This window comes from Mycobacterium sp. shizuoka-1 (assembly GCF_002723835.1).
Lineage (GTDB): Bacteria > Actinomycetota > Actinomycetes > Mycobacteriales > Mycobacteriaceae > Mycobacterium.
The window spans coordinates 69078-92520 of the sequence record NZ_BEWG01000007.1 but is presented as its reverse complement, the minus strand read 5'-3'; the positions used below and the strand labels follow the sequence as shown (position 1 = coordinate 92520).

The following is a 23443-nucleotide window of genomic DNA, read 5'->3' as shown; positions in this document are numbered from 1 at the left end:
GCCCAGAACCCCGGGATGGGCTACCCGGTCAGCGCAACCAGTGTGACCCGGCGCGACCACCGCAGACTGATCCGGCGCCACTGCGGCCGGCCCGGGCAGCGGCGGGCCGGCGACCGCAGCAGGTCGAGCTCGACCGGATCGATCTCGTCGGGCCCCAGCACGCGGGCATCGGCAGGCCGATTCGCCGCGGCCAGAATTCGGCCGAGTTCGGCGTCGAGAAGTTGGCGCATCATGTCGGCGGCCTGCCGTGGCCGGGCCAGCATCCAGGAATGGTGTGCGCCGGGCACTCGATACAGCGTGGCGTCGGCCCGCTCGGCCATGTCGTAGGCATTGTCGAACGGCACGACGCCGTCCTTGTCGCCATGCACCACGATGGTCGGCACCGCGTGGTCGCGCATGGCGGCAAGCTTGGCGCCGAAGTCGCCCGAGCCCAGAATCGCGCGCAGCGCTCCGGTCAGGCCCCACGGCGCCCGGACGTTTCGAGCCAGGACGCCGGACATCAGCCGCACATAGCCGAGCAGTTCGGCGGCCGGCAGATGCCTGGGGTCACCCTGGGCATCGACGACCGCGGCGAACAGACGACCCACGATCGCCCGCGGCGACCGGCGCCCCGGTGCGATCGACTCGTCGAACGGCGCGCCGGCTGCCGCGTTCAGCAGCACCGCGGCCACCACGCGTTCGGGTGCCCGGGCCGCCAGGTCGACGATCATCCGCCCACCCATCGAGTGGCCGAGGAACACCGCCCGGTCGACGCCCAGCGCGTCGAGGGCCCGCAGGGTGAGGTCGACCCGGGCTTCCAGGGTGGCGTCAGCCGGAAGAGTCGGGGTGCTGCCGTGGCCTGCGGCGTCGAAAGCGATCACCGTGAATCCCAGGCCACCGAGGCGGCGCAGCAGGCGCCGATAGGCCGCCGCGGTCATCCCGTAGCCGTGCAGGAAGACCAGGGGCGTGCCGTGACCACCGACCGAGACGCCGACGCGGTGCCCGTCGTCGAGGCGAAGGACCTGGTGGCACAGCCGGATGCGGTTGCGTGCCGGCGCTGTCGTGGTCATGGCCGTGGTGTTCACCGCTGGCCGCGTGCACACACTGTGTCGTTGGCAACTGCGCGCCGCGGTTGTGACCGGTCGTCCGTGCCATGCTGAGCGCCATGGTGGGCAAATCGATCGCATTGTTCGTGGCCGCGGCGCTGCTGGAGATCGGGGGCGCCTGGCTGGTCTGGCAGGGGGTGCGCGAACACCGCGGCTGGGCGTGGATCGGGCTCGGTGTAATCGCTTTGGGCGCTTATGGTTTCGTGGCAACCCTGCAGCCTGATGCACATTTCGGCCGGATTCTTGCGGCATACGGCGGTGTCTTCGTGGCGGGCTCGTTGCTGTGGGGAATGGTGGCCGACGGGTTCCGGCCAGACCGCTGGGATGTGACCGGGTCGCTGATCTGCCTGGCGGGCGTGGGGTTGATCATGTACGCCCCGAGGGGCACCTGATCGCGCACAGGCCCGGCCGGATGCACCGGCCGGGCCTGTGGCGTGTTCGCTACTGATGCGCCTCTTGGCGCTTTTCTTGAGTTTTGGCCTCGGCGCGGGCCTTGTCGGCCTCGGCCTCCTTGGCTGCGGCATCACGCTGGGCGTCGGCCTTGTCCTGCTGGGCCTTGCCTTCCTCGGTGAGGTCGCCACGCCCGGTGACGGTGCCGACGGCCTCCTTGGCCTTGCCCTTGACGTCTTCGACGACGCCCTTGATGCCCTCTTCGGGTCCGCTGTTGTCTGCCATGGGTCCTCCTCGATGGCTGTGGATGCTGTGCAGGATGTGGCACATGAGCACCAATGCATCCCCGGGCCTGCCCATCGCCGCGAACTCCGTTGTTGATTCGCGACGCGCTGCCTGCCCTGGCTTCGGGTTGCCCCGCCCCGCACGGGCTAAACAAGCTCAGTCAGAAAGCAATTCGGCGCACGGTTTCTCTGCCGGCGAAACGGAGCCCCGTCCGCGGAACGTTTTGGGTGGTGGCGGCGATGTACCTTGAGGATCATTGGGTCGAAGACGAGGAGGCGCGGTCATGCGAACCGCAGCGACGCTGGCCGCGGTGGCGGCAGCAGTGGGTGGCATCATCGCGGGCCCGGCCGCGACGGCATGGGCGGACGATTCGGCCCAGAGCACGATCAACCAGTTGCAGCAGCAGGGCTACACCGTCAACATCGACCGGATCGGGACGGGACCGATGTCGAAGTGTGTGGTCACCAATGTGCGTAACCCGCAGACCGTCACCCAGTGGGTGCCCTATACCGGTCCGGGCCGGGGCAACGACCGCACCATCTTGGTGCCGGTCATCACCAGCCAGACCATCTCGGTGTCACTGGACTGCAGCGCGCACTAGTCCAGGTCGACGCGGATGGTGAGCAGGTTGTCGCCCATCGCACGCACCGCAGCACTGTTCATCCGGGGAAGTTGCGCCAGCCTGGCCTGCGCGTCGTCCTCGGGGAGCAGGGTGGCCGTTCCGCTGTGCCAGCGTCCCCGGACCCGCACCCGCACCCGCGGGTTGGCCGCGATGTTGCGGACGTACTGCGATCGGTCTCCGAATTCCGAGACCAGCCAGAATTCACTGCCGTCCAGCAGGCCACCGATCGGGGTGTGACGGGGCAGGCCGGATGTACGGCCGGTGGTCTCCAGCAGGGTCTGAGCCGGGACAGCACGCATCACCGGATTGGCGACGTAGCGCTGGACGGCGTTGACGATGCGCTGGCGCGGAGTCATCCCCATGACTCCATCGTGGCAGGCGTCAGGATGCCGCGGCGGCCAACGGCGCACGCTGCGTCGCGGGCTGCAGACGCAGCGCGGTGATCACCCCGGCGAAGTCGGCCGCGTACAGCCGTTGACGCACCGGGTCGGCGGCCAGGCAGGACAACTGGGGCCCGATCACGAAGCTGTCGACGATCTCGGTGGTGGCGGTACACAGCACGGCGATCTCGTTGCGGTCCACGATGTAGGCGCACTTGCCGCCGCGGCCGAGCACAACCCCGGTGGGCACGCCGCCCATCTCGATGGTGTCGGTGACCCGAGCTCCGATCACGTCGATGACGTGGATGGCGCCGCCGGACTCGACATCGGTTCCGGTGGCAAACACTGTGCGGCCGTTGGGCATTACCGCGACATCCCCGATGGAGCCGGCGACCGGCACGAGTTGCGCGACCGCACGGCCGTTGGGGTCGATGATCGCCAGCATGCCGCCGGTCGGCGTGGTCAGCGCGGCGAACAAGCGATTGCCGTCGGCGCTGATGCGCAGCGCCTCGACCGAGGTTCCCGGCGCGGCCGGGATCGCGATGGCGGTTACCTCACCGGTCTCGATGTCGACGGCGGCGATGTCGACGACTTCGTCACCGGTCCGCGCCACATAGAGCACGTCGGCGGCCGGGCTGACCGCCAGTCCGCCGGCGGTCAACTCAAAGGTCTTGGCGGCCAACGGCACCGCGGTGCGGGTGTCGACGGCCACGACGGCGTCCAGCTCGTTGGAGGCCGCGCTGACGTACGCGCGGTCCTTGACGACGACGGCGGCGTACGGCTCGCTCAGGCCGTCGACGGTGGCGGTCACCGACAGGGTCGCCGCGTCGATGACGCACACCACGTCGGCGCCATAATGGGCGGTGACCAAGAACCGGCCGTCGGGGCTGACGGCCATGTCACTGACCGGCCCGTGCCCGGTGGCCAGGGTGCTGGCGATCGTCACGACGGGGGCAGCGATCGGCTCGGTCAGCGGCTCCAGTTCGGCGCCGTCCAGCAACTGCGGAAGCAGGTCGCCGATCGGGGTGCGTCGGATCGAGGGCAGCGACGACAGCCACAGCGGGTGCGCAGGGGCGACTCGTTCGGCCACCGCAACACCGGTGCCTTGAGACACTTCCGTCACTCCCGTTGTGTTTGCCATGATCTCGTACCTCCGTCGGCCGAGGTCCGGCCGAGCTTTGTCTTGAGTCGTTGTGTGTTACCTGGCGGTAACAGCCTGCGTCGAGTGTAGCGAGAGAATTCACCGGGAATTTGTGGCTTTCAGCAACCCAATTCCCAAGCACCTCAAAGATCTCAGCAAGCCCTAAGGTGATGACCGTTATCATTTCGTTGCAATTGCATGCCCGGCGCCGACAAACCCCGAATGACGTGCACATTCAGCGAAATTCAAGATCACGAATCAACCGCGCGAACGCGCGATGCGCTTAGATTTTCTTACCTCGCCACGGGCAAAAGAGGCCGAAATCACAATGCCCCAGTCGCGTCTAAATTCCTAAGGAATTTCCTTATTTTATTGCGCGGTCAGGGCCCGTTCCGATGACGCGACAATCCCGCTCGCCATCAAGTTCGCTGTTCGGCACGGCTAGCGAGCCGATCTCGACAATTCGCCAGTGGCGCGGATCACACCATCTGCTCGACGGCGTCACGACTCCGGATCGGATCGCTGCCCAGCACGTAGCCGGGTTCGGTGTGGGCGACGGTGGTGCCGTTGGCGACCCGCCGCTGGGCCTGCTTGAACTCCGGCAAGGGGCCCATCGCCGCATACGCACCGTTGATCGCCGCCCAGGTGGCCGCCCGTCGCGCGGCCCGCTCGATCGGATGGGGCGGGCGATGGCCGAGCATCTGCGCGGCCCAGTCGGGCATGCAGTCGCGGATCGCCCAGTCGAAGAACTTGGCCTCCTGCGGCACGTCGGGATTGCCCAGCAGGTTGGGCCCGGTGAACATCGCGGCACCATGGGTCAGGGCCAGCTTCGGCAGGTACGAGCGCAGGCACTCGGCCGTCTCGGCCTTCGTCGCAGGTAGGTCCGTTCCCCCCAGGGCGTGCCCTACCCGCACGAACTCGCCGTAATAGCGATCGATGTCGCGCAGCGGAGCGGGGTGATAGAGCTCGTGTGCGGTCGCGATGCCCCACACGACGGTGGCGTAGTTCCAGCGCAACCACTCCGGGTCGTCGGCGTCATAGGGCAGCCCGTCGGGCCGGACTCCCTTGATGGTGTGGTGCATGGCCCGCACCGTCTGGGCCACCCGCTCGGCGGTCTCGGTGGACCCGTAGGCGGTGCCGATGAAGAAGGCCACCGAGTGCGCCAGCCGCACACCAGAGCCCTTCAGGTCCAGCCGTCCGGTCGGATTGCCGTCCTCGTCGTGTTCCACCACCCGGGAATGGTCGGAGCCCATCCAGAAGATGCTGGGATCGAACCGCTCGATGAAGGCCGCGCACTGCAACCCGAAGATCAGCGCCGAGGTGTGCGAGTGCACGTGCCAGACGGCGCTGCCGGGCCCGAACCACCCCGGGTCGCCCTCGGGGCCGGCGAACACAAGGCCGCGAAAGAACTGGCTGCGGATGTTCTTGTCGAACTCGGATCGCACCTTGCGCTCGAGAAGTTGGTGTGGCAGCAGCAGTTTCATCTCGGCTGGCTCCTTTCACCGACGTGCGTCATTTTGGTTACGCACGTGACCAAACTAGCATGGCGCCCGCGTCACGGCGGTATATCCTCGGCCAATGCCGAGTGCCACCCGGTGGGCCGGGGTGTCCCCCGCCGATCGTCAGGCCGAGCGGCGAACGCTGCTGGTCCGCGCCGCCTTCGGGCTATTCGGCGACGGCGGGGAGGCGGCCGTGTCGGTGCGGTCGGTGTGCCGAGCGGCGGAATTGAACACCCGCTACTTCTACGAGAGTTTCGCCGACACCGACGCGCTCCTGGGCGCGGTCTACGACGAGGTGGCCGGTGAACTGGGCACCGTCCTGACCGCAGCGATGGCCGGTTCCTCCGACGAGCGCTCGCGGCTGCGGGCGGGCATCCGGGCCGTTCTGGACTTCAGTGCGGCCGATCCGCGTCGCGGCAAGATCCTGTTCACCGAGGCCCGCACCAACCCGGTCCTGGCCGCGCGCCGCGCCGTCGCCCAGGACCACGTCCGTGAGCTCGTGCTCGACCAACAGATGCGCACCGCACCCGAATCAGATCGGGTGGCAACCGAAGTGGGTGCCGCGATGTACGCCGGGGCGATGGCAGAACTGGCGCAGCAGTGGCTGGCCGGCACGCTCGGCGACGATGTCGATGCCGTCGTCGCCCATGCGGTTCGGCTACTGCTCCCCCGTTGATTCCAACTGGTGCATCGACGGCGCAACCCACACCGCCGCCAGCCCGGCGACCACGTTGAGCCCCAGCAGCGTCAAGATCGGGCCCACCACCGCCGCGTTCTGGGCGACCGCGCCCAGCGCCGCACCGAGCAGCGAGGACTCCACGGCGATCACCAGTGACCCGAAGCCCAGCAGGGTGCCGCGGTGCTGCTCGGCGGCGAAGGCACCGACCCAGGCCAGCCCGGCGCTGAAGATGGCCTGGTAGGCCATCGTCGCCAGGATGAACACGATGCCGTAGATCCAGACGTGATTCAGGTCGTCGCGGTACTCCATCACCACGCAGATGGCGGCGGCCGCGGTGCCCAGCAGTGCGGAATTGATCAGCATCCCGCGCACCCCCAGCGTGCGATTGACGAAGCGCCAGAACAGCGAGCCGGCCACCATGCCGATGCTCGACGAGATCACCAGCACGTGCAGGCTGCCCGCGGTGTCGCTGTGGTTCACCGACGCGTGGATGCTGAAGAACGAGGTGCCCAGGCTGACCGGGACGAACAACAGCTGAATCACCACGTAGCGGCGGAACCACGATTCGGATCTCGCCGCGCGTACACCGTCGCGGTAGGTCTCCGCGAAGGTCACCCGGCGGGACTCCGAAGCCTGCACCGGACCGATGAACACCGCCGCGATCGCCGCCGCGAGCAGTCCGGACGAGCCGAGCCAGAGCAGATCGAGGCGACTGTTCGCCGGGTCGCGCTGGGCCAGGAACGGCAGCAACACCAAGGTCGTCCCGATCGCGAGGACGGCCCCGATAGCACCTTGGGTCAGCACCAGATCACTGCGACGCCGGTCCTCCAGCTTGCTCGAAACCACCTCGGAGAACGCGACTTTGGAGATACCCGACACCACACCGGTGGCGAGCGACACCGCCATGAAGATGCCCGCGACAAACAATCGGGTCCACGCCGAGAAGGCACTGACCACCACCAGCGCGGCCATCAGCAGCGTGGTGGCCGCGATCACGAGGTGCTTGAGCTGTCGCGCCCGCGCAAGGACATACGGCGACAGCGAGTTTCCGCCGACGACGCCGATGCAGTAAGCGGGGTAGAGCAGACCGGCAGCCCAGTAGTAGCCCTCCTGGGCGCAGATGAACGGCAGCACCACGGACACGTTGGCCAGCTGGGTGCCGGTGGTGTACAGCGTGCCCTGGGTCAGCAGCACGCGGTAGGCACGGCGCGGCGCGCGCTCGGCCGTTACGTCCGTCATCAACCCTCCGCCACTGGATGTCACCGAGTGGACGGTATACCGCGACTCCCAGGACCGGCGGGTCGAAATGCGACGATCAAGGGCCGCGATCCCGACTCGATGTTGCGAAACCGTCTGAGGACGCCCGCCGGGTGCGCCCACACCGGGTCAGGCCCGTCGGGAAGTTCGGCCATCGAGCCCGGCCGGCCGGCTGCGCGCCCTAGTCTGATCGACGACCGATCGAGGAGCGCGAGCCGATGAATCCAGACGACGATCCCGAAAAACGCATCCAGGAACTCGAGCGTCCCCTGACCGACCAGGCCCAGACCAGCGAGCTGGGAACTGCCGGACCGCCAGGCGGCTGGCCACCACCGCCGCCGCCCGGCTATTACGGCCCGCCGATGCCCCCGCTGTCGGTGCCGCCGCCATCGTCTGGCCTGCGCATCGGCTGGATTGTGCTGGCGCTGATGGTCGTTGGGCTCATCATCGGGGGCGGCGCAATCCTGGCTACGTCGTTGTTCGCCGTCAACCGACCCGGCACCCCGACGATCTCAGGCGGCGGCGGCACATTCACCACCATTACCAGTCGGCCGAGTCGCGGCACCCCGGTTGCACCGGTGCCCGCCCCGTCGACCTCGGCGGCCACCGTGGCGACCCCGCCGCCCGGCGGCAATCTCAGCGTGGCCGGGGTCGACCAGAACCGCAGGATCGCCTGTAACGACGGGGTCGTCACCGTGAGCGGCGTGGAGAACACGGTGGTGATCACCGGGCACTGCACCCGCGTCACCGTGTCCGGGATGAACAACCTGGTGACCGTCGACGCGGCCGATGCCATCGACGTGTCCGGGATCGAGAACAAGGTCACCTACCGCGATGGCGCGCCGGAGATCTCCAAGTCCGGCTTCGACAACACCGTGGAGCAGGGCTGAGACCAGCGCCGCGGACGATTCCTGGCGTGCGAAAACCGTTGCGGAACAGCGTCTGCCTACTAGGCGCACGGGTCGGGAGCATCGCCGCGAACGGGCGCGTCGACACCGATGGTGTAGGTGAGCACGACCTGCGCCTGCGATCCCGACTCGTTGGCCACCCGGTGTGGCACCCCGGCGGGAATGGACACCGCCTGCCCGGCGGCATACGTCACGGGGTCGCACGCTGTCGCCGTCTGCAACTCCACCGAACCGCCGGTGATCACCGATAGTTCGGTACCTGGATGGGTGTGCCAGCCACTGGCCGCGCCGGGAGGCAGGACCAGGCTCTGGACGATCAGCGTCGTGGGGCCGTCGGTGTTGATCGACACCGGCGTCTCGGTGGTGCCCTTGGCGATGTCGGTGCGCACGGCATCGCCCTCGGGAGGGGTCGCGGCGGCCTGCCCGGTGGGCAGCACCGCGCAGACCGCGACAGCGATGCCCGCGACGATCGACGCTCGAACGGTCATGGCACTCCTCGTCGTAGATGGGTCGTAGATGGAGGGCCTCAGCCTGACCCAGATCCGGTCGCGGCGCCAGGGAATTGCGGTTACCCGAGCACGCAGCAAGCCGTGGCATTAGCGTGAACCCCACGCCCACAATCCGGAAATGGGAGGGGAACGCATGCCGACGAGATGGTTACGGCAGATGTCTCGACGAGGTAGCGGCCGGGCAGGCGCCGCACTGGTGTTGGCCGCACTCGTCACGGTGTTCGCGGCCGGATTACTCTCCCCCGCCCGAGCCTCGGCCGACGGCGAGAACTATGTGATCGCCACCGACACCACCTTTGCTCCGTTCGAATTCCAAGACAGCAAGGGCAATTTCGTCGGCATCGACATGGATCTCATCCGTGCGATCGCAGAAGACCAGAAGTTCACCGTCGACATCAAACCGCTGGGCTTCGACGCCGCTCTGCAGGCTGTGCAGGCCAACCAGGTCGACGGCGTGATCGCCGGCATGTCGATCACGGACAAGCGCAAGCAGGTATTCGACTTCTCCGAACCGTACTTCGAGTCCGGCATTCAGATGGCGGTCCTGAAGACCAACAACGACATCAAGTCCTACGACGACCTGCGCGGTAAGCGTGTGGCGGTCAAGAACGGCACCCAGGGTGCGACCTTCGCCGACTCCATCAAGGACAAGTACGGCTTCCAGGTGGTCTCGTTCGCCGACTCCTCCTCGATGTTCGACGAGGTCAAGACCGGCAACTCGCAGGCTGCTTTCGAGGATTACCCGGTGCTGCTCTACAACATCGCGCAGGGCAGTGGGTTCAAGACCGTGGGGCCCAAGCAGGACCCGACCGGCTACGGGTTTGCGGTGAACAAGGGCCGCAATGCCGAACTGCTCCAGAAGTTCAACACCGGACTGGACAATCTGAAGAAGTCCGGCCATTACGACGAGATCATCAACACCTACCTCAGCGAGAAGGCCAGCACCAACGACACCTCGTACCTCGGGCTGATCAAGAGCACCTACCCGCTGCTGCTCGAGGGCCTGAAGATGACCGTCATCCTGACGGTCGTCTCGATCGCCATCGCACTGGTGCTCGGCGTCATCTTCGGCCTGTTCCGGGTGTCGCGGTCGATCGTGCTGCGCGGTATCGGCACGACGTTCGTCGACATCTTCCGTGGCACGCCACTTCTGGTGCAAGCGTTCTTCATCTACTTCGGCATCCCCTCGGCACTGGGCTTCCAGATGAGTGCGCTGACAGCGGGCATCATCACGCTGTCGCTCAATGCGGGCGCCTACATGACCGAGATCGTGCGCGGCGGTATCCAGTCGGTGGACAAGGGGCAGATGGAGGCGGCCCGCAGCCTCGGCATCGGCTACCTGCCGACGATGCGAAAAGTGATTCTGCCGCAAGCGATCCGGACGATGATTCCGTCCTATATCAACCAGTTCGTGATCACCTTGAAGGACACCTCGATCCTGTCGGTGATCGGTATCGCCGAGCTGACCCAGACCGGACGCATCATCATCGCGGGCAATTACAAGTCGTTCGAGATGTGGCTGATCATCGGCATCATCTATTTCGTGGTCATCATGGCGCTGACCAAACTCTCGGATCGCCTGGAGAAGAGGATCGTGAAATGACCAGTCTGGTTCCCGATTCCGCGGCAGCAGAGCCCGGCGCCGTCATGATTCACATCGAGGGGCTCAAGAAGGCATTCGGCGAGTTGGTTGTCCTGGACGGCATCAGCACCGACATCAAACAGGGCGAGGTGGTCTGCGTCATCGGGCCGTCCGGGTCCGGTAAGTCCACGTTCTTGCGTTGCCTGAACAAGCTGGAGGACATCACGGCGGGCAAGGTGGTGGTCGACACGTTCGACCTCACCGACCGCAAGGTCGACCTGGACAAGGTGCGCCAGCACATCGGCATGGTGTTCCAGCACTTCAATCTCTTCCCGCACATGACGGTGCTGCAGAACGTCACGCTGGCACCGCTGGTGACCAAGAAAATGAACAAGGCCGCCGCGGAGAAGAAGGCGATGGAACTCCTCGGGCAGGTGGGCCTGGCCGAGAAGGCGCACGTGAAGCCGTCGACGCTGTCCGGCGGCCAGAAGCAGCGCGTCGCGATCGCCCGCGCCTTGGCGATGGATCCGTCGATCATGCTGTTCGACGAGGCGACCAGCGCACTGGATCCGGAGATGGTCGGCGACGTATTGCAGGTGCTGCGGGACCTCGCCGAGGGGGGTATGACGATGGTCGTGGTGACCCACGAGATGGGCTTCGCCAGGGAGGTGGCCTCGCGAGTGATCTTCATGGCCGACGGCAACATCGTGGAGGATGACTCGCCCGACGAGGTGTTCGGCAACCCGAAAAGTGCTCGGCTGCAGGAATTTCTGTCGAAGGTTCTGTGATCACATAGTCGCAGACGCGACGCTGTACGGCTGCGCGCTACGTGCCGCGAGGTATTCCGGACGGGCTGCAGGGGCGGCAAACGGATCGCCCAGCCTGTTGGCAACCGAGTTGAAGACCAGAAAGATATTGGACCGCGGGTAGGGCGTGATATTCGACCCGGAGCCGTGCATGATGTTGCAGTCGAACCACAGGCCCGTCCCGGCCGGACCGGTGATCTGCGCGATGCCGTACCGGCCGGCCGCGGCGGTCAGGGTGTCGTGGTCAGGCACCCCGATCTCCTGCCGAACCAGCGATGACGTGTAGTTTCGCTCCGGGGTGGCGCCGACACAAGGATAGAAGGTCTTGTGTGAGCCGGGCATGATCATCAGCGCGCCGTTGTACGCAAAGTTCTCGGTGAGAGCGATGGAACACGAGACCGCGCGCATCGCAGGCATGCCGTCCTCGGCATGCCACGTTTCGAAGTCGGAGTGCCAGTAGAAACCGGAACCGTGAAAACCTGGCATCACGTTGATCCGCGCCTGATGCAGATAGACGTCGCTGCCCAGCAACTGGCGCGCTACGGGCAATATCGTATCCAGGCTGATGATTTCAGCGATCAGGTGACTGAATACGTGCGGTTCGAACACCGACCGAAGGGTGCCGTCTCGCTCTCTGACGATGCGAGGATCGTCCTCGCTCGCAAGACCACCTATCCGATCGAGTTCGTTGCCTATCGGTGCCAGCCAGTCGAGCCCCAGCGTCTGTGGGCGTACCAGGTAGCCATCGGTCGTGACCGCCCGCAGATCGCTGTCGGTAAGCGGGCCGTCGGCATCGGTTCCCCACACTGCGGGCTCGATGCGCGCGATCGGGTCGACCGCGTGGGCCAACCGAGTCGGGTAGTTGTCCTGACGGGCCGGGCTCATTTCACCAGCTCCGCAGGCGGGTAGGTGCCGGTCTCGTCGTGTACCTCGTTGCCGGTCACCGGCGGATTGAACACGCATAACATCCTCAGTTGTTCATCACAGGTGACCCGATGACGCTCATGACCGTCCAGCAGGTACATCGTGCCCGGGCGCAGCGGATGCTGCTCGCCCGTCTCGTGGTTGGTCAATGTCCCGCTGCCCTCGACCACCCACACCGCCTCGACATGGTGCCGGTAGTGGAATTCGCTGAGGGAGTTGGCGTTGATGGTCGTCTCGTGAAACGAGAATCCGACCCCGTCGCCGGCAAGCACAATGCGTTTGGATCTCCATTCCTTGGCCGACACGTCTCGATCGGTTCCGGTGATCTGGTCGGTGGTTCGGACGATCATTGATCAACTCCTTTGGCTGAAGTGCTCGACGTCAGGACAATGTGGCCGCAACCGACTCGGCAAGAATGTCGATGCCGAGCGCGATTTCGGTCTCCGGCGTGGTCAGCGGCGGTAGGAGCTTGACCACCTCGTCGGCGGGGCCACTGGTTTCCACCAGCAAACCGCGATCGAAAGCGGCTCGGCACACCGTGGCGGCCGCCGGGGCGTCGTCGAACTTCAGTCCTTGTGCCATTCCACGTCCACGTGCACTGACCTGGGGATGTGTGGCCGCGATGGTGTTCAGCCGCTCCCACATCAGGCTTGCTTTCATGGCAGTCTGACCTGCGAATGTGGCGTTTTGCCAATAGGTTTCGAGCGCGGCTGTAGCGGTCACGAACGCCGGGTTGTTGCCGCGGAAGGTGCCGTTGTGCTCGCCCGGCCCCCATACGTCCAAGTCGCGGCGGAAGAGCGTCAGCGCCAATGGCAACCCGTACCCGCTGATGGATTTGGAGAGCGTCACGATGTCGGGCACGATGCCGGCTTCTTCGAAGCTGAAGAACGGTCCGGTGCGCCCGCACCCCATCTGCACATCGTCGATGATCAGCAGGATGTCGCGGCGAGTGCACAACTCAGCCAGCGCACGCAGCCACTCGACCCTGGCCACGTTCAGACCGCCCTCGCCCTGCACGGTCTCCACGATGACGGCCGCAGGGCGGTTGAGGCCGCCGCCGGAGTCGTCGAGCACGCGCTCGAACCAGTGGAAATCCTCGGTGACGCCACCGAAGTAGTTGTCGTAGGGCATCGGCGTTGCGTGCACCAGCGGGATACCAGCGCCTGCCCGCTTCATGGAATTTCCGGTCACCGAAAGTGAACCCAGCGTCATTCCATGAAAAGCATTGGTGAAGTTGATAACTGACTCACGCCCGGTAACCTTCCGGGCCAGCTTCAGCGCCGCCTCTACCGCGTTCGTCCCGGTGGGTCCGGGAAACTGCACCTTGTAGTCCATGTTGCGTGGAGCGAGTATCAAGCCGTGGAAAGCCTCCAGAAAGGCGGTTTTGGCCTCAGTCGCCATGTCTAGCGAGTGCACAATGTTGTCGCTGCTCAGATACTCGATCAGCTTCTGCTTGAGAAGTGGGTTGTTGTGACCGTAGTTGAGCGCTCCGGCACCGGCGAAGAAGTCGAGATAACGGCGGCCGGTGGTGTCGGTCAACCAGGAGCCACTGGCCCCGGCCATCACCACTGGCCAACCGCGACAGTAGCTGCGCACCTCAGATTCGATGGAGTCATAGATCTCGGGAAGGTGGGACTCGTTGCGGGACGGCAGCATTGCCTGACTTGTCATGATTCCTTTCCGGGGTGATCACTCGGCGAGAGCCGCAGCGATGGGCCCGATCCGCAGGATCGGCTCGTCCTCGTGTGCCCCCTCTGGGTCGAGGAGGTCCGAGGTGAAGTGTGAGAGTTCGGTGATGGGGACACCGTGGCGGCGGGCGAAGCCGCCGAACAACGCGCGCGAGGGTCGGTTGCCCGGAGAGACCGTCGTCTCGACGGCGATGGGGTGCCCGTGCCGGGAACGGCGGACACGGTTCACGAGCGCATCGAGCATCGCCGCTGCCAATCCGGTGTTTCTGACACGTTCGGCGACCGCGACCTGCCACACGAACAACACCTGCGGCCGTTCGGGCGGGTGGTAACCGGTGATCAGGCCGCACAGATCGCCGTCGTGCTCCGCGACGATGCACGACTCCGCGAAATCGGTTGCCATCAGCAGGTATGCATATGTCGAATTGACATCAAGCACCCTCGTCGCTGCGACCAGTCGCTGCATGGCGATGGCGTCGCCGGCGGTCGGGCGTCGCAGCCCGGTCTCCCATTGAAACCGTTGTGTTGCAGCGTCTTTAGCAGGAGAGAATTGCGGAACCTTCGATCCGCCGTTGGTCATGTTCATCTGTGTCTACGTTCACCACCGAACAGGTATCGATCGTCGTCAGTTCAAGTCCTCGGCGAGGTGACCGTAGGACAGCAAATGTTGCGCAGGCAAGCGGCACGCATCGCCCGCAACGCGGACAACCAGCCCATCCCGGCAGGTGTCACCTGCGTCAACGGCGCAGGGCGGGGCTCGGCGCGCTCGGCGCTTCCGTTATCAAATCGTTATCCTCGACGCGGCCCAACTATTGCTAGTAAGCAATAGTTGCCGTTAGCGAAGGATGGCGGTCAGCTGTTCAATGCGCGGTCACACGCCCGGGTCGCGCGCCGGCGCCCAGCATCAACGTGTATGCCGGAGCCGCCGGCAGTCGGTCGGGCATGCGCACCCTCAGCATCCCGTCAATCACTCGCCAGTCCAGCGGCTCGCCGAGGGCAGGCATCCGCACGTCGGTGACGTCGGTGGCATCGACGCCCCGGATCCCGAACTCGGCGACCGACAGGTCGAGCAGCACCGCATTGACGACGCCGTCACGCTGGGTGAACCGGACCGGTCCCCCTTCGGTCGTGGTCGCCTCGGCGATCTGCCACGGGCGCGTGCCGTAGATCGCATCGCGGTTGTGCCGCAGCCATTGCCCCAGCCCGCGCAACGGTGCCAGCTGCTCGTCCGGAAAACGGCCGTACTGGTCGGGGCCGATACCGATCAGCAGGTTGCCGTTCTTGGCCACGATGTCGACGAAGGAGCGCACCAACTCGGTGGTGGTCACGATGTCTTAGGGCCGCTCGTTGCGGTTGGCCCCGAACGAGTGGCCCACGCCGCGGGTGGACTCCCATTTCTTGTCGACAACGCTGTCGAAGCGGGCGTACTCCGGGGTGCTGAAGTCGTAGTGGTGGCCGGCCGAGAATGCCAGCGATTTGCGATTGTCCGGGATCAGCGACCAGAAACGTTGCAGCAGCGAGCCGCCCAGCCGCGCCAGTGAGTCGCTGACGGCGCCACGGTGCACCGGGGGCTGGATCCACCGGTCGTTGATCACCCCGTCCGGCACCGCGTTGTAGTACTCGGCGAACAACGCCGCCAGGTCGCCGCCGGCCGGCCAGCCGATGTCATTCCACAGCACCGAGGGCCGATAGCGGGCGATCAGCTCACTGACATGTGCTGCGGCGTAGTGGCGGTAATCCGGGGTATGCGGAACGGCGAGGAAACTGTCGGCAGGGTTCTCCAGGATCGCGTCGTTGTATGGCCAGTCGTAGCCGCCCGAATAGTAGAGACCCATGCGCATTCCGGCATCCAGTACGGCGTCGCGCAGGTCGCCGACGATATCGCGCCGGGCGTGGTAGCGGCCCTTGCGCGGGTGCTCCAACGCCGTCGGCCAGAGGCAGAAACCGTCGTGATGTTTGGTGGTGAGCACCACGTAACCCGCGCCGGCGTCGCGGCACACCGCGGCGATCGCCGCCATGTCGGCGCCGGCGGTGCCTTCGTCGAACGGCGCCACGAAATCGTCGTAGCAGGCTTCGGGCCCGTAGGTGTCGCGTTGGTGATACCAGGTGGGGCTGCCCGGCAGCCGGCTGGTGTTCAGGTACCACTCGGCATAGGGGTTGTCCCGCAGCAAGTCTGCGGGCCCCCTGGTCTTGAGCATCTGCTGGATGTCGGGGACCTGCGGGGCCCAACCCGGAACCGAGTACAGGCCCCAGTGCACGAAGATGCCCAGCTTGGCGTCGTCGTACCAGTCCGGCAGTGCATGGGTTGCCACGGATTCCCAGGTGGGCGCGTACATGCGCGCAGGGTACGCCCGGCCGGCCACTCGCCGCGGTCACGGTGGCTGGATGACTCTGAATTTCTGAACACCTAGCAAATAATCGTTCTTGGAACGCTGCGGTGCGCTAGGTTCTCCCCACTACCGAACGACGAGACGGGGGAATCACGTGCGAACCAAGGCCACGGTCAGCAGCGCAATCATTCTCGGCAGCCTGACGGTCGGAGCGCTGACGGCGTCCGCTCTCGGATCCGCCCCCGCCGCCAGCGCCAGTTGCGCCTCCTTCTTCGGCGTCGGCAACAGTGCAGACTGCACCAGCTCACGCAGCAGCATCGCGATCGCGATCGGCACCGGTGCCAAGGCCAAGGCAGCCGGGCTCTTCGGGGTCGCCTTCGCGGCCGGTACCGGCGCGTCAGCGGACACCAACGACAGCCTGACGTTCGCGACTGCTCTCGGCGACAATTCTCTGGCCATCGCCCACGGCCATCTCAGCGTCGCCACCCAGATCGGCGCGAACGGCGTCGCGGCGACCGAAGGTCTGTCCGAGGCCAAGGGGTGGGGTTTGAACCTCGCCCTCAACGTGACCCCGGGCGCACAGCAGGTCGGAACCCAGATCCAGGCCGCCGGCCTCGGCAACCTCGCGGTGAACCTGTTCGGCTACGGCACCGCCGCCGACCAGCTCCAGGTGACGGCCAACGGGATCGCCAATTTCGCCGCCAACCTGGGCGGTAACAGCAATGAGGTCAACGGCGAGTCGATCGGCGGGTTCGCCGTCAACGTCGGTGGCGGAGGCAACTCGGTCACCGGCGCGGGCCCCGCCGGAGCGGCCGTGAATCTCGGGGGAAGTAACAACGAACTGGGCGCAGGCGGGTTCGGCTTCGCCACCTCGATTCTCGGCAGCGGCAACAGCGTCGTAGGTGCCGGATTCGGCCTCGCGGCGTCCCTGCTCCAGAAGAACGCCACGCTGGTGGCCGAGAAGGGCCAGATCAACATCAACGGCCTGAGCATTCCGCCCGCCGCCTCGGCACTGCAGGCCAAGAAACCCGGCAACGGAAAGAAGAGCTCGCCTTCGTCGGCAGGCGCGGCCGGCGGCAAGAAGTCCGCCGGCGGATCCGGCATGGGCGGCAGCAAGCGCAAGTAGCTCCGTTCACCCCGCCCGGCGCGGGCGGCGGAACCATCCATGATTAGTTGTGCACAACTTAATTGTGGACTACAGTTCTGGTCGTGACCGCTCCCCGCCTCGACGACCAACTTTGCTTCGCGCTGTACTCCGCGTCGCGCGCCGTCACGGCGGCCTACCGTCCCCTGCTGGCCGAACTGAACCTCACCTACCCGCAGTACCTCGTGCTCCTGGTGCTGTGGGAGGAGGGCCGCGCCAGCGTCGGGCGGCTCTGCCAGCGGCTCCACCTGGATTCGGGCACACTGTCGCCACTGCTCAAACGCCTCGAGGCGGTCGGGTACGTGACGAGGGAGCGATCCGCCGATGACGAACGCCGGGTGGACGTGGTACTGACTGCCGCAGGTAACCGCTTGCAGGCCAAGGCTTCCTGTGTCCCAGAACGCCTGCTGGCGGCCTGGAACATGAGCGTGGACGACATCGCCTCGCTGCGCGACGCGGTAATGCGACTGAGCGACACATTGAACCGATCACCAGAAGGGAACTGACATGAACGTGCTGTACACCGCTGAAGCGCTGGCCACCGGAGATGGCCGCGACGGACACGGCCGGACCTCGGATGGAAAACTCGATCTCGACCTGAGCATCCAGAAGGAACTAGGCGGGACCGGCGTCGGGACCAACCCCGAGCAGCTCTTCGCCGTCGGCTATGCCGCGTGCTATCACTCCGCGCTGCGGCTGGTCGCCCGCCAGGAGAAGGCCGATGTCACCGATTCGGCTGTCGGAGCCAAAGTTTCGCTGGGCAGCAATGACGCTGGCGGGTTCGTGCTGGCGGTCGAGCTCGAGATCGTGCTGCCCAACGTCGACCATGAGTCCGCGGTCGCGCTGGCCGACAAGGCCCACCAGGTGTGCCCGTATTCCAACGCCACCCGGGGCAACATCGACGTGAAGCTCACCGTCACCGACGACTGACGACCTAGGAGAAGTGGGTGTGCGCACGTGCCAATGTGACGCCGTCGACGGTGATGTCGAGCTTCTCGTTGTAGAACGCGACGAGGTTGGCGATCGGCGCCACCGCCGGCAGCGGGGTCTGGTAGGTCCACGCCAAGTCGGCGTGCACGGTGTCGCCGGTCCGCACCGACCAGTACTGCGACGTCACGCCCTTGTACGGGCACAGGGTCTGGGTGTCCGACGCCTCCAGATGCTCGACGGCGATGTCGGTGCGGTCGATGTAGTACCGCGTCGGCAACCCGGTCTCGAAGACCAGCACCGGGCTGGCCGTGTCGGCCAGCAGCACGCCATCGAGTTCTACCCGGACCCGGCGCTTCGATCGCAGCGCATCCACCCGGACATACGGGCTGCGTGGGTGACCGTAGATCGGCTCGTCCTCCTCGAACCAGGTGAGGGCCGCCCAGTCGAACCGCACCAGGCCGGCGACCGGGCCGTCGCCGTCGTCGAACACCCGCGCCGCGCGGCGAAGAGTCTGCGACGGCCCGACGAGGCTGAACGTGCGCGACGCGCCGAACTGCACATGCTGGGGATGGTCCTCGTCGCGCAGGAACTCGGTCCGGATGTCGGCGAGCGGGATGTAGTACTGCGGGTAGTACGGAACCTCCCAGACATAGCGCGCCGACGTGGTGTCGAAAACGAGGTCACTGCCCAGGAAACCGCGGACCCGCCGCGGCGACGGTTCTATGCGGCCACGGGCAGCAGCCATCTGCGGATAGTCGGTTGCGGACGATTCGGATGTGGTGCTCACGCTGGACTCCCCTGCCGTAGATCACGTCACCTTCCATGATGACGAGGGCCGGTGCGGGTGTTCCCACGGCGACCACGCGGCGGTGGGACGACCGCGCCGGCACCCTGGCCGACGCACTGGCAATTGACTGAGCACTCCAGGTGAGTTCACTGGCAGTAACACGCCGAAAACTCCTGCGTAACTGATTGTTTGACATCAACGCACGGCCTGGGTGGGTGGACTGGGCAGCAACGCGCCGACATTCTTTGTGCATTCAAAGAAGGCGGCACCACCGTTGCGCGCATGGTTGCCACCCAGTCCACGACCCGCCCGTCAACAGACCCGGTGGTAGCCCTCGCCTATTCGCTACGCAGGCTGGTGCGGCGGCTGCGGACCTCGAAGACATCGGTTCCGCTGGTCGAGAAGATGATCCGAGCGGCACTTCTGGTGCCCGCGTTCACCGCGCTGACGTTGCTGCTGCGGGTCCGCACCCGCCTGGGCCGAGGCCTGCAGGTGCCGGGCGGCACCGGCTTCGGCGCCACGCTGACGTGTCGCCTTCCCGACCTCATCGCCACCTACATCTGGGTCTTCGAAGAATGGGAACCCGATCTGACCCGGTTCATCACAAGCAGACTCGGCGACGGCGATGTCTTCATCGATGTCGGCGCCAACATCGGGTACTACTCGCTGCTGGCCGCTCGGTCGGTGGGAACGCGCGGCCACGTGGTGGCGGTCGAAGCCTCGCCGGCGATGTTCGACGACCTGCACCGCAACACCATGGCAAGCGACCACGGCGATCGCATCCGCGAGGTGAACAAGGCGGCTGCCGCCACCTCGGGGACGCTGACGGTGTTCGCCGGCCCCCGCCACAATGCCGGGATGTCGACCACACTGTCGACTCGGGGGCTGCACGTCGAATCCACGGTCGAGGCACTGCCGCTGGCCCAGATGCTGACCGTCGCGGAGATCAGGTCGATCCGCCTGATCAAGATCGACGTCGAAGGTGCCGAACCCGACGTGCTGGCCGGGATGGCGGACCTGATCGGATCGATGCGTTCCGACGCGGAGATCGTGGTCGAACTCTCACCGCAATGGTGGCCCGACCGCCGACTGCGGCCGCTGGACGTGCTCCGGCCGTTCACCGAGGCAGGTTTCAACATCTACCAGATGACGAACAGCTACTCCGCGTGGCGCTATCTGTGGCCCAATCAGGTCAGCGACGCAGTCCGCCTGCGCGAGCCGCTGACCAGACGACCGCCGCGACTCGACCTCGTGCTGTCGCGCCTCGACGCCGACGTCCTGGCCATCGACTCGCGCGCTTGAACTGCCCTACTTCTCGCCGTCCTCGGCGGAGCCCAGCGCGCGGTCAGCGCTACGAATGAGGTTGCGGTTGAACTGGTACTGCGCGGTGACAAGCTTGTCGGCCAGCTCGATCGCGGCGTCGACGAGCTTGGTGCGCAACGGCTGCAGTGCCTCGGGCACGGCTTCGTTGACGGTCTGACGGAAGATCCGCAGAGCGTCGGCCGCGGCGTTCTGACCCACCTTCGCAGATTCATGCACCTCGTCGAGCAACTCGCCGGCAGCGGACGGTTCGGCCGGTTTTTCTGTCACATCGGTCATTTCGGATCCTTCCTGGCGGAACTGATGCGTCGCCAACGACGCTATGCCGAACCGGTACCCGACAACATGGACGAAGGTCCCCAACCGGGAGAAGAAGGTCGTCGGTCGCGAGGACAGGGTCCCGACAGCCGATACGTACGGCGCACCCGGGCTGACCGAATCAGCAGAACTGGTACTGAACGTCCCAGAAGCCGGGGGTGGGATTCCACCACGCTGAGAAGTGGCCGCCCAGCGCGGGATTGGCATCGTTGATCATTCCCTGACCGCCGATACCGGGGATGAACCCCGGCGGATCCCAGGTGATGGAAAGCGGGTCTCCCGGCGTTTCGGGGGTGCAACCGATCTGTTTGGCGAAATAGCCGTCGGTGACTGTCCATTCTGCGCTGGCCTGATCGGGGCTGGGCGGTGGCGGCGCGGCGTGCGCGGTCCCGGTCCCGGCGATGATGAGCGCAGCGGCGGCACTCACCGCCGGCCAGCAGCGGCGTCGACTTCGCATCGACAACACCCCCTTTTTGGTCGGCGATTTCGATCTGGCGCACACCACGCTAGACCACCGGGCGGCCCGAGCGGGGCTGTTCGGTGCCATGGCGCTCTCAGCGACGAATGTCCTGCGGCTGGTTCCCCGGTGTTCCGGCCGCGATCACTGCGCGATTTCGTTCGGCCACAACCGGTATCGGCATCTTGACCTGCCAGCGGTCGTAGCTGAGAAATCCGTTCACCTCGTTCTCCACATCGGTGGTCTGGGTGTAGATGGCGCCGGACAGGCCGTCTCTGCGGACGATGTCCTCTAGGGTGCGGCTGACTTCGACGTACCGGTCGGTCAGCCGGGCCGGGCTGTCGGCCATTTCGTAGGCCTGCGGACGCCCCGGCCATCGGTGCTTGTCGAGCACCAGCCCCAGGCCGCCGTATTCGCCGTCGACCGTCACCCGGTTGTCGACCACCACCGGACCCTTCTCGTGGGCCTTCGACCGGTCATTGGACATCGTGGGGCGGCCGGGTCCGACATAAGTGTGGTCGTCGTAGATATCACCGGCCCGGGTGTCGCCGCGCGACTTACAACAGTTCACGCCGCTGTTCGCGTTGACCATCCGGGTCGGGTCGGCGGCCTTCACCACACCGGCGATACGCGCGGTGTCGAACTCCCCCCAACCCTCGTTGAACGGCACCCACCCGACGATCGACGTCACGCTGCGAAGCTGATCGATCATCGCCAGCAGCTCTTTCTCGAAGTTGGCCTTCGCCGCGGGCGCCGGCTCCGGCGCCGGACCCACCGGGATGTCGAGCGACACGTCCAGCGAGGGCATGTCCTGCCACACCATCAGGCCGAGCTTGTCCGCCCAGTAGTACCAGCGTGCCGGCTCGATCTTGCCGTGCTTGCGCACGAAGTTCATTCCCAGCTCTTTGATCCTCATCAGATCGGATTTCAACGCGTCATCGGTTGGCGCGGTGTAGATCCCGTCCGGCCAGTACCCCTGGTCCAGCGGGCCGTGCAAGAAGGTGATCTTGTCGTTGAGCGCGATCCGCGGCCTGCCCCGCGGATCGCGCACGGTCCCGATCGTGCGTAGTCCGGCATAGCTGGACACCGCGTCGACCACCTTGCCCGACGGGTCCACCAACGCGACCTTGAGGTCATAGAGGTATGGGTCGTCGGGAGTCCACAACCGCGGATTCGGGACGCGCAGGCGGATCGTGTCCCCGGCGCCCGCGGACGCCATCGAGACGACCCGGCCACCGGGCTCGGCGACGAACACCACCGCACGCTGGCCCTTGCTCCCGGCCACCCGCGGGGTGACCGACATACTCGTCAGGTCCGTGGTGATGTCGAGCTTGTTGATGAACGTGCGGTGCACCGGCTCGAGCCACACCGTCTGCCAAATCCCCGAGGCGCCGGTGTAGAACAGCCCCTCTGGATCGGTGCGTTGCTTTCCGACCGGGAACGGGTTGCCCTCGTTGCGGTCCTGCACCCGCACGGTGATCTCCTGCGCGCCCGGCCATCGCAGCGCCCCGGTGATGTCGACGCTGAACTCGGTATAGCCGCCCTGATGGCGGGCCACTTGCTGATTGTTCACCCAGACGGTGGCGATCTGATCCACCGCGCCGAAGTGCAGCAGCACGTGCTGTCCTGTCCAATTGCTCGGCAGCTTGACCACCTTGCGGTACCACATCTCGTCGTCGTGACGCTCGACACCCGACAGCGCCGACTCGACAGGGTAGGGAACCAAGATCTGCTCGCGGTAGGCCGACGGTGGCGGCGGAGCTGCCAAAACCGTTGCCGCGGAACGGCCCATATAGCCCCACACGCCGTTGAGGTTCAGCCAGGCGGATCGCACCATCTGTGGGCGCGGATAGTCGGGCAGCGCGTTGTCAGGCCCCACCAACCCGGTCCACGGGGTCGGCAGCGGTGCAGCCTTCGGCTTCCACATCACGACCGCGTTCGCCGGCGGGTTCGCGATCATGACCAAGCCGGCCAGGCTCAGAACGACTGCTGCGACTCGGCCGGCCCACATCCAGCCTCGGCGGCTTCGCCGGTCCGGTCGTTCCTGGTGTTCTGTCACGATTGTTCCCCCGCGCTTGAAACCGACCGCGGCGCGCCCCCACGCGCAACAGCTTTGTGCACAGCAAACGAATCGATCCAGTCGCGGCAAGGTGTTCCGGCGGTGTGCTGCGGGGTGGCCCGAGACCGACCGGGAAGATGCGATTGCGGTAGGGACTCTAGCCGCTCGGACCGCCGTTGGCGAGGATCTGGCAACGTGTTTCGCGCAGCAATCTTTCATTCGCCGCGGGCCGCCAGCGATGTCCTGCGACGAGCCCGCCGCATGGCGTCGCGGTCTCGGCATACCGCACCGGACCGAGTCCGCGTTCACAACGGGTGGCAAACCCCGGGCGGCACGCTGCCGG

The 23443-nt window shown here is 66.0% G+C and carries 25 protein-coding genes and 1 pseudogene; 10 read left to right on the top strand and 16 right to left on the bottom strand.

The window, feature by feature from the left end; translation table 11 throughout:
* Positions 1 to 20: 20 nt before the first annotated feature.
* Entirely contained in the window at positions 21 to 1049 is a 1029-nt protein-coding gene (locus MSZK_RS01970) for an alpha/beta fold hydrolase (protein WP_099244385.1), read from the bottom strand.
* Positions 1050 to 1144: 95 nt separating this feature from the next.
* On the opposite strand from MSZK_RS01970, the gene MSZK_RS01965 reads away from it, so the two are divergent.
* Positions 1145 to 1477, top strand: coding sequence for a YnfA family protein (locus tag MSZK_RS01965; RefSeq protein ID WP_099244383.1), 333 nt, complete (start codon positions 1145 to 1147; stop codon positions 1475 to 1477).
* Between the two features lie 49 nt (positions 1478 to 1526).
* Here the strand turns inward: MSZK_RS01965 and MSZK_RS01960 are convergent, their stop codons facing one another.
* Complete coding sequence (locus MSZK_RS01960; RefSeq protein WP_099244275.1) at positions 1527 to 1760, bottom strand: CsbD family protein; 234 nt, start codon at positions 1758 to 1760, stop codon at positions 1527 to 1529.
* Between the two features lie 283 nt (positions 1761 to 2043).
* Between MSZK_RS01960 and MSZK_RS01955 the strand changes: the two genes are divergently transcribed.
* Entirely contained in the window at positions 2044 to 2361 is a 318-nt protein-coding gene (locus MSZK_RS01955; protein WP_099244273.1) for a hypothetical protein, read from the top strand.
* Here the strand turns inward: MSZK_RS01955 and MSZK_RS01950 are convergent.
* From MSZK_RS01950 to MSZK_RS01940, 3 genes are all read right to left on the bottom strand, one after another.
* On the bottom strand, positions 2358 to 2744 hold the full coding sequence (locus tag MSZK_RS01950) for a nitroreductase/quinone reductase family protein (protein WP_371411271.1): 387 nt from the start codon (positions 2742 to 2744) through the stop codon (positions 2358 to 2360). The two genes, MSZK_RS01955 and MSZK_RS01950, sit on opposite strands and share 4 nt — an antisense overlap.
* A 19-nt stretch (positions 2745 to 2763) precedes the next feature.
* Positions 2764 to 3885: a YncE family protein gene (locus tag MSZK_RS01945; RefSeq protein ID WP_099244269.1), complete on the bottom strand. Its 1122-nt coding sequence runs from the start codon at positions 3883 to 3885 to the stop codon at positions 2764 to 2766.
* Positions 3886 to 4382: 497 nt separating this feature from the next.
* Complete coding sequence (locus MSZK_RS01940; RefSeq protein WP_099244380.1) at positions 4383 to 5381, bottom strand: oxygenase MpaB family protein; 999 nt, start codon at positions 5379 to 5381, stop codon at positions 4383 to 4385.
* Between the two features lie 100 nt (positions 5382 to 5481).
* Between MSZK_RS01940 and MSZK_RS01935 the strand changes: the two genes are divergently transcribed.
* Complete coding sequence (locus MSZK_RS01935) at positions 5482 to 6078, top strand: TetR/AcrR family transcriptional regulator (RefSeq protein ID WP_099244267.1); 597 nt, start codon at positions 5482 to 5484, stop codon at positions 6076 to 6078.
* On the opposite strand, the gene MSZK_RS01930 is transcribed toward MSZK_RS01935, so the two are convergent.
* Positions 6061 to 7320, bottom strand: a complete 1260-nt coding sequence (locus MSZK_RS01930) for a hypothetical protein (RefSeq protein WP_099244265.1) — start codon at positions 7318 to 7320, stop codon at positions 6061 to 6063. The two genes, MSZK_RS01935 and MSZK_RS01930, sit on opposite strands and share 18 nt — an antisense overlap.
* 236 nt (positions 7321 to 7556) lie before the next feature.
* On the opposite strand from MSZK_RS01930, the gene MSZK_RS01925 reads away from it, so the two are divergent.
* Entirely contained in the window at positions 7557 to 8228 is a 672-nt protein-coding gene (locus MSZK_RS01925) for a DUF3060 domain-containing protein (protein WP_099244263.1), read from the top strand.
* A gap of 59 nt (positions 8229 to 8287) precedes the next feature.
* On the opposite strand, the gene MSZK_RS01920 is transcribed toward MSZK_RS01925, so the two are convergent.
* Positions 8288 to 8734: a cupin domain-containing protein gene (locus tag MSZK_RS01920; RefSeq protein WP_099244261.1), complete on the bottom strand. Its 447-nt coding sequence runs from the start codon at positions 8732 to 8734 to the stop codon at positions 8288 to 8290.
* 178 nt (positions 8735 to 8912) lie between these two features.
* Here MSZK_RS01920 and MSZK_RS01915 point away from each other — a divergent pair, with 178 nt between their 5' ends.
* Complete coding sequence (locus tag MSZK_RS01915) at positions 8913 to 10358, top strand: amino acid ABC transporter substrate-binding protein/permease (protein ID WP_099244259.1); 1446 nt, start codon at positions 8913 to 8915, stop codon at positions 10356 to 10358.
* Complete coding sequence (locus MSZK_RS01910; protein WP_099244257.1) at positions 10355 to 11125, top strand: amino acid ABC transporter ATP-binding protein; 771 nt, start codon at positions 10355 to 10357, stop codon at positions 11123 to 11125. Before MSZK_RS01915 ends, MSZK_RS01910 begins: the two co-directional genes overlap by 4 nt.
* On the opposite strand, the gene thpD is transcribed toward MSZK_RS01910, so the two are convergent.
* The 5 genes and pseudogenes from thpD to MSZK_RS01885 form a co-directional block, all read right to left on the bottom strand.
* Positions 11126 to 12028, bottom strand: coding sequence for an ectoine hydroxylase (thpD, locus tag MSZK_RS01905; protein ID WP_233211072.1), 903 nt, complete (start codon positions 12026 to 12028; stop codon positions 11126 to 11128).
* Positions 12025 to 12417 (bottom strand): ectoine synthase, encoded by a 393-nt coding sequence (locus tag MSZK_RS01900; RefSeq protein WP_099244253.1) that lies wholly within the window; start codon positions 12415 to 12417, stop codon positions 12025 to 12027. Before MSZK_RS01900 ends, thpD begins: the two co-directional genes overlap by 4 nt.
* A 31-nt stretch (positions 12418 to 12448) precedes the next feature.
* On the bottom strand, positions 12449 to 13738 hold the full coding sequence (ectB, locus tag MSZK_RS01895; RefSeq protein WP_233211071.1) for a diaminobutyrate--2-oxoglutarate transaminase: 1290 nt from the start codon (positions 13736 to 13738) through the stop codon (positions 12449 to 12451).
* Positions 13739 to 13756: 18 nt separating this feature from the next.
* The gene (gene ectA, locus MSZK_RS01890) at positions 13757 to 14341 is read right to left on the bottom strand and encodes a diaminobutyrate acetyltransferase (protein WP_099244249.1); all 585 of its coding nucleotides are present in this window, start codon (positions 14339 to 14341) and stop codon (positions 13757 to 13759) included.
* A gap of 274 nt (positions 14342 to 14615) precedes the next feature.
* Positions 14616 to 16091, bottom strand: a pseudogene (locus tag MSZK_RS01885) (alpha-L-fucosidase).
* A 148-nt stretch (positions 16092 to 16239) separates the two neighbouring features.
* Between MSZK_RS01885 and MSZK_RS01880 the strand changes: the two are divergent.
* The 3 genes from MSZK_RS01880 to MSZK_RS01870 all read left to right on the top strand — a co-directional run bounded on the left by MSZK_RS01880 (position 16240) and on the right by MSZK_RS01870 (position 18159).
* Positions 16240 to 17211 (top strand): hypothetical protein, encoded by a 972-nt coding sequence (locus tag MSZK_RS01880; protein ID WP_099244246.1) that lies wholly within the window; start codon positions 16240 to 16242, stop codon positions 17209 to 17211.
* A gap of 83 nt (positions 17212 to 17294) precedes the next feature.
* Positions 17295 to 17735, top strand: a complete 441-nt coding sequence (locus MSZK_RS01875) for a MarR family winged helix-turn-helix transcriptional regulator (protein ID WP_099244244.1) — start codon at positions 17295 to 17297, stop codon at positions 17733 to 17735.
* Between the two features lies 1 nt (position 17736).
* Positions 17737 to 18159, top strand: coding sequence for an organic hydroperoxide resistance protein (locus MSZK_RS01870; RefSeq protein ID WP_099244241.1), 423 nt, complete (start codon positions 17737 to 17739; stop codon positions 18157 to 18159).
* Between the two features lie 4 nt (positions 18160 to 18163).
* Here the strand turns inward: MSZK_RS01870 and MSZK_RS01865 are convergent, their stop codons facing one another.
* A complete protein-coding gene (locus MSZK_RS01865) occupies positions 18164 to 18904 on the bottom strand; it encodes a DUF427 domain-containing protein (RefSeq protein WP_099244378.1) in 741 nt (246 codons plus the stop codon).
* A gap of 324 nt (positions 18905 to 19228) precedes the next feature.
* Here MSZK_RS01865 and MSZK_RS01860 point away from each other — a divergent pair, with 324 nt between their 5' ends.
* Complete coding sequence (locus MSZK_RS01860; protein ID WP_099244238.1) at positions 19229 to 20248, top strand: FkbM family methyltransferase; 1020 nt, start codon at positions 19229 to 19231, stop codon at positions 20246 to 20248.
* Between the two features lie 6 nt (positions 20249 to 20254).
* Here the strand turns inward: MSZK_RS01860 and MSZK_RS01855 are convergent, their stop codons facing one another.
* The 3 genes from MSZK_RS01855 to MSZK_RS01845 form a co-directional block, all read right to left on the bottom strand.
* Complete coding sequence (locus MSZK_RS01855; RefSeq protein ID WP_099244236.1) at positions 20255 to 20545, bottom strand: hypothetical protein; 291 nt, start codon at positions 20543 to 20545, stop codon at positions 20255 to 20257.
* A 160-nt stretch (positions 20546 to 20705) separates the two neighbouring features.
* Positions 20706 to 21041 carry a hypothetical protein gene (locus tag MSZK_RS01850; protein WP_142389835.1) on the bottom strand — a complete coding sequence of 112 codons (336 nt, stop codon included), beginning with the start codon at positions 21039 to 21041 and terminating at the stop codon, positions 20706 to 20708.
* Positions 21042 to 21138: 97 nt separating this feature from the next.
* Entirely contained in the window at positions 21139 to 23001 is a 1863-nt protein-coding gene (locus MSZK_RS01845; protein WP_304528936.1) for a glycoside hydrolase family 2 protein, read from the bottom strand.
* Between the last annotated feature and the right edge of the window lie 442 nt (positions 23002 to 23443).

What these genes read in the sequence shown, in the direction of transcription:
- MSZK_RS01865 (WP_099244378.1), bottom strand. Translation starts at nt 18,904, where the DNA reads ATGGCTGCTGCCCGTGGCCGCATAGAACCGTCGCCGCGGCGGGTCCGC.
- ectB (WP_233211071.1), bottom strand. Translation starts at nt 13,738, where the DNA reads ATGACAAGTCAGGCAATGCTGCCGTCCCGCAACGAGTCCCACCTTCCC.
- MSZK_RS01935 (WP_099244267.1), top strand. Translation starts at nt 5,482, where the DNA reads ATGCCGAGTGCCACCCGGTGGGCCGGGGTGTCCCCCGCCGATCGTCAG.
- MSZK_RS01855 (WP_099244236.1), bottom strand. Translation starts at nt 20,545, where the DNA reads ATGACCGATGTGACAGAAAAACCGGCCGAACCGTCCGCTGCCGGCGAG.
- MSZK_RS01910 (WP_099244257.1), top strand. Translation starts at nt 10,355, where the DNA reads ATGACCAGTCTGGTTCCCGATTCCGCGGCAGCAGAGCCCGGCGCCGTC.
- MSZK_RS01930 (WP_099244265.1), bottom strand. Translation starts at nt 7,320, where the DNA reads ATGACGGACGTAACGGCCGAGCGCGCGCCGCGCCGTGCCTACCGCGTG.
- MSZK_RS01920 (WP_099244261.1), bottom strand. Translation starts at nt 8,734, where the DNA reads ATGACCGTTCGAGCGTCGATCGTCGCGGGCATCGCTGTCGCGGTCTGC.
- MSZK_RS01925 (WP_099244263.1), top strand. Translation starts at nt 7,557, where the DNA reads ATGAATCCAGACGACGATCCCGAAAAACGCATCCAGGAACTCGAGCGT.
- MSZK_RS01900 (WP_099244253.1), bottom strand. Translation starts at nt 12,417, where the DNA reads ATGATCGTCCGAACCACCGACCAGATCACCGGAACCGATCGAGACGTG.
- MSZK_RS01915 (WP_099244259.1), top strand. Translation starts at nt 8,913, where the DNA reads ATGTCTCGACGAGGTAGCGGCCGGGCAGGCGCCGCACTGGTGTTGGCC.
- MSZK_RS01860 (WP_099244238.1), top strand. Translation starts at nt 19,229, where the DNA reads ATGGTTGCCACCCAGTCCACGACCCGCCCGTCAACAGACCCGGTGGTA.
- MSZK_RS01850 (WP_142389835.1), bottom strand. Translation starts at nt 21,041, where the DNA reads ATGCGAAGTCGACGCCGCTGCTGGCCGGCGGTGAGTGCCGCCGCTGCG.
- MSZK_RS01970 (WP_099244385.1), bottom strand. Translation starts at nt 1,049, where the DNA reads ATGACCACGACAGCGCCGGCACGCAACCGCATCCGGCTGTGCCACCAG.
- MSZK_RS01960 (WP_099244275.1), bottom strand. Translation starts at nt 1,760, where the DNA reads ATGGCAGACAACAGCGGACCCGAAGAGGGCATCAAGGGCGTCGTCGAA.
- thpD (WP_233211072.1), bottom strand. Translation starts at nt 12,028, where the DNA reads ATGAGCCCGGCCCGTCAGGACAACTACCCGACTCGGTTGGCCCACGCG.
- MSZK_RS01845 (WP_304528936.1), bottom strand. Translation starts at nt 23,001, where the DNA reads ATGATCGCGAACCCGCCGGCGAACGCGGTCGTGATGTGGAAGCCGAAG.
- MSZK_RS01965 (WP_099244383.1), top strand. Translation starts at nt 1,145, where the DNA reads ATGGTGGGCAAATCGATCGCATTGTTCGTGGCCGCGGCGCTGCTGGAG.
- MSZK_RS01950 (WP_371411271.1), bottom strand. Translation starts at nt 2,744, where the DNA reads ATGGGGATGACTCCGCGCCAGCGCATCGTCAACGCCGTCCAGCGCTAC.
- MSZK_RS01870 (WP_099244241.1), top strand. Translation starts at nt 17,737, where the DNA reads ATGAACGTGCTGTACACCGCTGAAGCGCTGGCCACCGGAGATGGCCGC.
- MSZK_RS01955 (WP_099244273.1), top strand. Translation starts at nt 2,044, where the DNA reads ATGCGAACCGCAGCGACGCTGGCCGCGGTGGCGGCAGCAGTGGGTGGC.
- ectA (WP_099244249.1), bottom strand. Translation starts at nt 14,341, where the DNA reads ATGAACATGACCAACGGCGGATCGAAGGTTCCGCAATTCTCTCCTGCT.